Source organism: Desulfosporosinus sp. BICA1-9 (assembly GCF_000802135.1).
In genome coordinates this window covers 1-6,590 of the sequence record NZ_JUEE01000033.1, presented here as the reverse complement: position 1 = coordinate 6,590, position 6,590 = coordinate 1, and the positions used below count along the sequence as shown (strand labels likewise).

The window sequence follows — 6,590 nt, the reverse complement described above, 5'->3', positions numbered from 1 at the left end:
GTAAACATGCGTGTGAATCTTGTGATCCTTGTTCCAGGACCTGAGTTTGGTGACCCCGCGCATGGAGTCGCCCCCTGAAACAATGGTGTTTTGAAGGCTGTCGATATCTTTGCGCTCACCTTCCACTTGCTTTTTTGCAAAGCTGGATGTAAAAGGAACGGAGATGATGAAGCGTAGTTTTGCCGTATCGTTCAACATGGCGTTTACATTTTTGGTACTAAAGAACCCCTTGTCCATGACAATCAGCGTGGGTTTCCCTTTCGATAGGGCATCCATTTTAGCCAACGTGGTTTTCAGTGTGCTGACATCCTTAAGACTGCCACTGTATGCGGTCTGATAGATGGGAAGCCCTGACTTCTCACCCATAAGCATGCAGAGGTTGATCTGAGGAAGAGCTTCCTTGTCCCGGTTGTATCCCCATTCAACGTCTTCAATCAGGTTAGAGTAGGAGGAGATAGGGATCTTTCTCAAATAAGATGAAGGAAGTGCTGGACATCCACGGGTTTTCACATTATGATATACGGCTCTTACTCAAATACGAATATATAATGGCTGGACAACCAAAAACCTGAATGATATAATAAACTGCAATAATAGGCGCAGAGGTGATAATGTTGCAGGAAAACATCGGACGAAAAGCTATGCTTATTTCGATGTTGTCAAAAGATGGGTTTGATCCAGAAGCAGCGGAAAAACTCTACAAAATCGAAATGCAAGTGACGAAACACTTTGAATATGGCGGTGTTGTCCCAGACTACTTTGAACTGCAGGATATCGAGATGGGCAAGGAAGCAAAGAAGGTTTATTGGGTTTCCAATACAACGGAATCGATTTGCCCATTTTGTGGGGAAAAAAGCACGGAGCTTGCAAATGAGTACTATCATAAAGAAATTCAGGATATTCCGGTGAATGGTATGGCAGTATTCCATGTATGCAGAGTCAACAAATATAAATGCCGGAACCCTGGATGTAAGCATAAGATATTTACTGAACGGACAGACGGATTTTGCGATGAGGATGCGCGGAAAACAGAACGGTTTAAGAAATATTGCGTATTGCAGGCTATGCAGAGCAACTGCCATGCTGCGGAGCAAGCACTGAAATTGGAAGGGGCAAAGGTTAGCAACGACACTATATCCAGATATGCAAAGGCTGTAGCGGCCAAAGTGATCGAGGAGAGCTTGAGAGATAACGATGTTGAGATCATATCCGTAGATGATGTAAACCTCAGGAAAGGTGACAAATCTTCGGCTTGCACTGTTTTTATAGATGAAAAAACCCATCGAGTTTTAATAATCATCAGGGGAACAAATAAAGAGGCAGTAGCGCAGGTTTTGGAGAAATTCACGTCGTCAAAGATATTCAGCAGGGATCGGGCTAGCGCATACTCGTCAGCAGCGACAGAGGCCAACAAGACTCAGGTTGCCGACCGGTTTCACCTAATCAAAAACGCTCAAGCTGCGGTAAAGGAAGCCCTTATGAGCGTAATTCCGGCCAGAATATTCGTGCGCGAAGGCGACGGCTCGGCTTTGAATGATGACTATTTCTACGTCCCCGATGAAACTGTAAATAAGCGCGTTAGGCTCGCCAAGCTGACAGAAAAGCAAGAAGCGAAATACAGGAGCACACTGAAGATATTAGAACTGGCTGGTAAAGGCATGAGGACGGCGGATATCGCGAAAAGCTTGGGAATGAATATGATGGACGTCCAACGCTACCGAAGGGTGGCAGTAGAGACACTGAAATCAGTCGATAAAAAAATCGAAAAAAATATAGCAATGATGAATTCCTCACAACAGCAGCATTTCGAGAAGATTGCGACACGCAACATAAAAACGATCGGTCCAAAGGCTCATCCGTCAAGTGAGTCAATCGTTGAACCATTCAGGGAGACTGTCACAGCCATGCTAAAAGAAGGGCACAGCCACCGCACCATATACCCAGTATTGAAAGAAATGGGTTTTGACGGATGCTCCAATGCCATCTACCAGTATATAGTCAAAGTGCGTAAAGAGAATTTGGAAGAAGCCAGACCGAATGAACTTGAAAAGCCTCAAGACCTGAATTTAGAAAGCGTTACCCATGGGACTGTTTATCGCAGCATACTCAAGGAAGCATCCAAAGATCGCACCAAGAATGGCGGAAAAAGCGATCCAAGAGCGAACGGGTGCAACCCGCTCGAAAACGATTCCGAAGCCAAAACTTAAAAACGAGATTTGTCTGCTCCAGACGACTCTCCGTTGCCACCTGAAATCAGGAAAATCATGTTCAGCAAAGGCAAATCTGACGAAGCTGGCAATCCGGTGGGTAAATCTGCTGAGACCGACAACCCAGCGGGAAATACGGAAGCAAAAAAAAACTGATTATGGAAAAGGTGTATGTTATGTTCCCAGTGCTGCAAGTGCTAGTGCAATTCTTGAAAGACTTCTACAATGTGTTTGATACCCGCAGTATTGAAGCATTGGATGTATTCATTTCTAAGTATATTAATTCCGAAATATATTCTTTGGCACAATTTGCAAATGGCATTCTAGACGACTATAATGCCGTGAAAAACAGTTTGCTTTACCCGGATATCAGTAATGGCCCGATCGAAGGCATTAACAGCAGAATCAAAATGAAACATAGACGTAGCGTAGGCAGAGAAGGCTTGGAGTTGCAAGCAAGTGGAATAAGATTGAACATCAATTATTTTCTCAAATAAGTATTAACTGGCGCGGGAGACCTTTAACAAGCCATGAAACCATTGTGAATCTGATTGGCTCGACACGAACAGAAAAAGGGCTTGTGGTTAAAAGCGTACCGGATACAAATATTTATGAAAAAGGTAAAAAAATAAGCAAGGAAGAACTAGCAAAACTCAATTTAAAGAGACACGAATTTCATGGAGAATGGAATTACACAATAACGCCCAATATGTAATAAATTGTATTATACTAGCTCTTAATATTTTGTGATCCCTAAGTCGAATTATATAGTTGGAATAATTGCGAAAATAGTAGCAAAACCATTAATACTGTCAGCGTACAGGAAATAATTATTAAACATAGAAAATTATAAAAGGTATCCATTTAATGGCTAGCAATCCCTTCGCAAGGTATGCAGGTCTGCGGAGGAGAAAAAACGAAGGGAGTGAAAATAAATTATTCAATTTATATCTCATATAGGGGTAGGAACAACATTTTAACCATAGTTGGCGGTACCCCTCTAACAGGATATTCACAAATTGAGGGGGGAAGTCCATGTAAAAAAACAAATGCCCGGTTTCATACCTGCTGAATTTTGAAAGGAAGTGGAATATCTGTGTTGAAGAGACGTTTCCAACTGGATGATACCATTTACAGTCCAGTAGCCTTTCTGTAAGTCTTAAAAAGATTGGATATTTTAACAGATAGAGCAAGGGTTCACCCTTTGTATTTAAGACGTATCCTAAACCCGGAGAAAAAAACTTACAGAGCAAACACATTACGACAAATTATTCCAAAGAACAATGGTAAAATAAAGTCGAAATTTATATAAATGGCAAACCCGTCGAAAGGCGGGGACGCAAAGCTATGGGTCTAAGGCTGAGAAGGCTATGACTGCCAGGTTGCTGTAACATATTTGTAGCACGCTTGGCCTTTCTCTTGCTTTGGAGAAAGGCTTTTTTATTTTATATAGAGATAAAAAAGAGGAGGAATTTGAAAATGTCTTGGAAAAAAGCCAGAATCATCAGGAAGCTAATTGCTTCTCTCCTAAGTTGTGTTTTCCTCCTTGCCAATCCACTTATGGCACAGGCTAACTGGCAGCAGCACCAGACTCCAAACACTTATTTAAATCCCAATGAAGTCAACGCCAACAATCCTGACCCTTTGACCGAGGCAATGAACAAGGCTGGAACATCGCCTTTTAATACAGACACAGCCGGCTTGCCTAATAACAAGCCCTCGCAACCAGCCACAGTCGATATAATCCAGGGGAAATTAATATTAAACTCTACTGACTTAAAAATTCCCGCTGAGGGCTCTCCCGTTATTTTACATCGGACCTATAACAGCGGCAGCACCCAAGTTGGGCCCTTTGGCATGGGCTGGGATTATAGTTATAACCGGTATCTTACAATGTACCATGAATATGCCATGCTGGAACATGCTGGCGACCAGGGAAGCCTGACATATAACTATACGAAAAACAACCCGTCCCTGAAGGTAAGCTCTTTTGACGGGGATAACCGAATTCAATATCCCCTGGATGACGGCTATTACACAGCAGTACAGAGTTCCAATACTGCCACGCTTACTAGGAATCAGGATGTTACATACACCGTCCAGGAAAAAGACGGTACAACCTATAAATATAACCGTTATCAGAAAAGTTGGGCACCGAATCAGATCGATGGAAAACTCAGCGAGATCTCCGACAGTAATGGCAACAGCATAACCTTTCAATATGACAAGCAAGGACACCTTATTCAAATAACCGATATGGGCGGCAGATCAACCAGCCTGTCTTACTCCGGTAACTTAATAAGCGCCGTAACTGATCCCCTCGAAAGGACAACTAGCTTTGAGTACGATGGAAATAACCGGCTAATCAAGGTAACTGACCCGGCAGGTAGCCTAGTTTCCTATAGTTACGACTTAAATAACCAACTTACCAGCGTGATCGATGCCGTGGGTAAGTCGTATAACTATACTTATGATAGTGGTAAGCTGAAAACTGTTACCAACCCATCCGGAACAATAATTGAAACCTATGACTACAACCCAGCTGACAAGAAAACAACCGTAACCCGTCTCGGCAACCGAGTTACAAACTACGACTATGACAGTGAGAACAATATCATACAGATAACAGATCCTTTAGGAAAAACTACAAAATCCACCTGGGACAGCAAACGTAATCAAACGTCTAAAACTGACCAGTTAGGTCAGACAACCAACTATGAATTTGATAGCAAACGAAACCTTACCAAAGTTACCGGCCCGGACGGACTTAGCGCGATCATCGAATATGAGCCGGTTTACAACAAACCGGTTAAAGTTACTGATCCCCAGAGTAACCAGACAAGTTATGCTTACGATGATCAAGGAAATCTTAACAAAGTAACCAACGCTTTGGGCCAGAGTGTCTCATTTACTTATGATAATAAAGGTAACAGAGTCGGAAGTACCGATGCTTCCGGAAACAAGGCTGCTTTCCGGTATGATGCATACGGAAACCTGCTTACTGCGATCGATCCTTTGGGACGGCAAGTCAATTATCAGTATGATTTAGTAGGGCGTGTACTTTCTATAACCGACCCGGCCGGTAGTACTCAGAGGTTTAGTTTTACTCTCAAGGATAGGGTGAAGCAAATCAGTGATCCCCTCGGCAATACTACCGTTTACGAATACGACCCGGTTGGAAGAATCAATAAATTAATTGCTCCCAATGGTAGTACTGCAGGCATCACTTATCATTGGTCAGGACAGCCTGAAATAACGACTGACCTCAACGGAAATCAGACGCACTATCTCTATGACAGTGAAGGTAAACTTACCGAAAAAATCGATCCCTTAGGTAACCTCACTAGCTATACTTATGACGAATTAGGACGGGTTATCTCCCTAACTGGCCCTGGAGGGACTGTCACCACTTACCAGTACGATGAAGTGGGGAATCTAATTAAAGTCACGGACTCTAAAAGTAACAGCATAAACTATACCTATGATGTCTCCAAAAGGATCACAACCGTCACAGACCAGCTTGGCAAGAAAACAACCTATACCTATGATGCAGCAGGAAACATAATCCAACTTACCGATCCTTTGGGAAACATTAGTCAAACTAACTATAATGCATTAAAACAGTTAGTTCAACGCAGCGATGCCAAAGGGAATGCCTTCACCTATGAATATGATGAACGGGGCAATATTACAAAAGCAACGGATGCATTAGATGGCATTTCCCTGTTTTCTTATGATCCTCTTAACCAGCTCATTTCTCAAACCGATCCAGAAGGGAAAGTTACTGGCTACCAGTATGACACAGCCGGTCGACGTTCTGTCAAGACTACCGCTAATGGCGATATTTGGGAATATAAGTATGATAATAAAGGGAATCTAGTTGAACAAAAAGACCCTTTAGGCCAAAGTACTGCTTATATGTATAATCCCTTAGGCAAATTAACCACAAAAGTTGACCCGGCAGGCAGGGTGTCTAGTTATGAGTATGATCCGATGGGCAACTTAGTTAAAACAGTTGATCCTGCCAGAAACACGACTAGTTTCCAATATAACGCTCTCAATATGCTTACCGCTCTAACCGATGCTTTGGGTCAGACTACCCAGCTGCAATATGACTTTTCCAATCGCATGGTTAAAGTCATTGATGCGGGTGGTAACACAACGACCAGAAATTACGACGTTTTAAACCAGTTAGTCAGTGTCACAAATCCTTTGGGCAACCAGACAGCTTATGACTATGATCCGACGGGGAACCTTATAACGGTTAAAGATGCCAATAATAATGTGACCACCTTAAGTTACGATGATCTAAAAAAAGTTACTGGCAAAAGTGACCCTGACGGTGCACTTACTGCTTATCAATATGATCAAGTCGGAAACCTG

4 protein-coding genes, 1 pseudogene and 1 riboswitch are annotated in these 6,590 nt (G+C 42.6%); of the genes and pseudogenes, 4 read left to right on the top strand and 1 reads right to left on the bottom strand.

All coding sequences use genetic code 11. From position 1 onward, the window contains the following. The coding region (locus JL57_RS04470) for a transposase (protein WP_291299701.1) at nt 1–510 on the bottom strand (510 nt) is incomplete at its 3' end. 101 nt (nt 511–611) lie between these two features. On the opposite strand from JL57_RS04470, the gene JL57_RS04465 reads away from it, so the two are divergent. From JL57_RS04465 to JL57_RS04455, 4 genes and pseudogenes are all read left to right on the top strand, one after another. Beyond that, nucleotides 612–2,207, top strand: coding sequence for a transposase (locus JL57_RS04465; RefSeq protein ID WP_034140865.1), 1,596 nt, complete (start codon nt 612–614; stop codon nt 2,205–2,207). 158 nt (nt 2,208–2,365) lie between these two features. Continuing rightward, nucleotides 2,366–2,704: a transposase gene (locus JL57_RS04460; protein WP_034140864.1), complete on the top strand. Its 339-nt coding sequence runs from the start codon at nt 2,366–2,368 to the stop codon at nt 2,702–2,704. Beyond that, nucleotides 2,662–2,922 (top strand): annotated as a pseudogene (locus tag JL57_RS33480) (ISAzo13 family transposase); the annotation flags it as partial. The gene JL57_RS04460 and the pseudogene JL57_RS33480, both read left to right, overlap by 43 nt. Nucleotides 2,923–3,511: 589 nt before the next feature. Beyond that, nucleotides 3,512–3,597: riboswitch (cyclic di-GMP riboswitch) on the top strand. Nucleotides 3,598–3,686: 89 nt separating this feature from the next. Further along, nucleotides 3,687–6,590 (top strand): DUF6531 domain-containing protein (locus JL57_RS04455; RefSeq protein ID WP_034140863.1); only part of this gene is annotated, 2,904 nt, incomplete at its 3' end.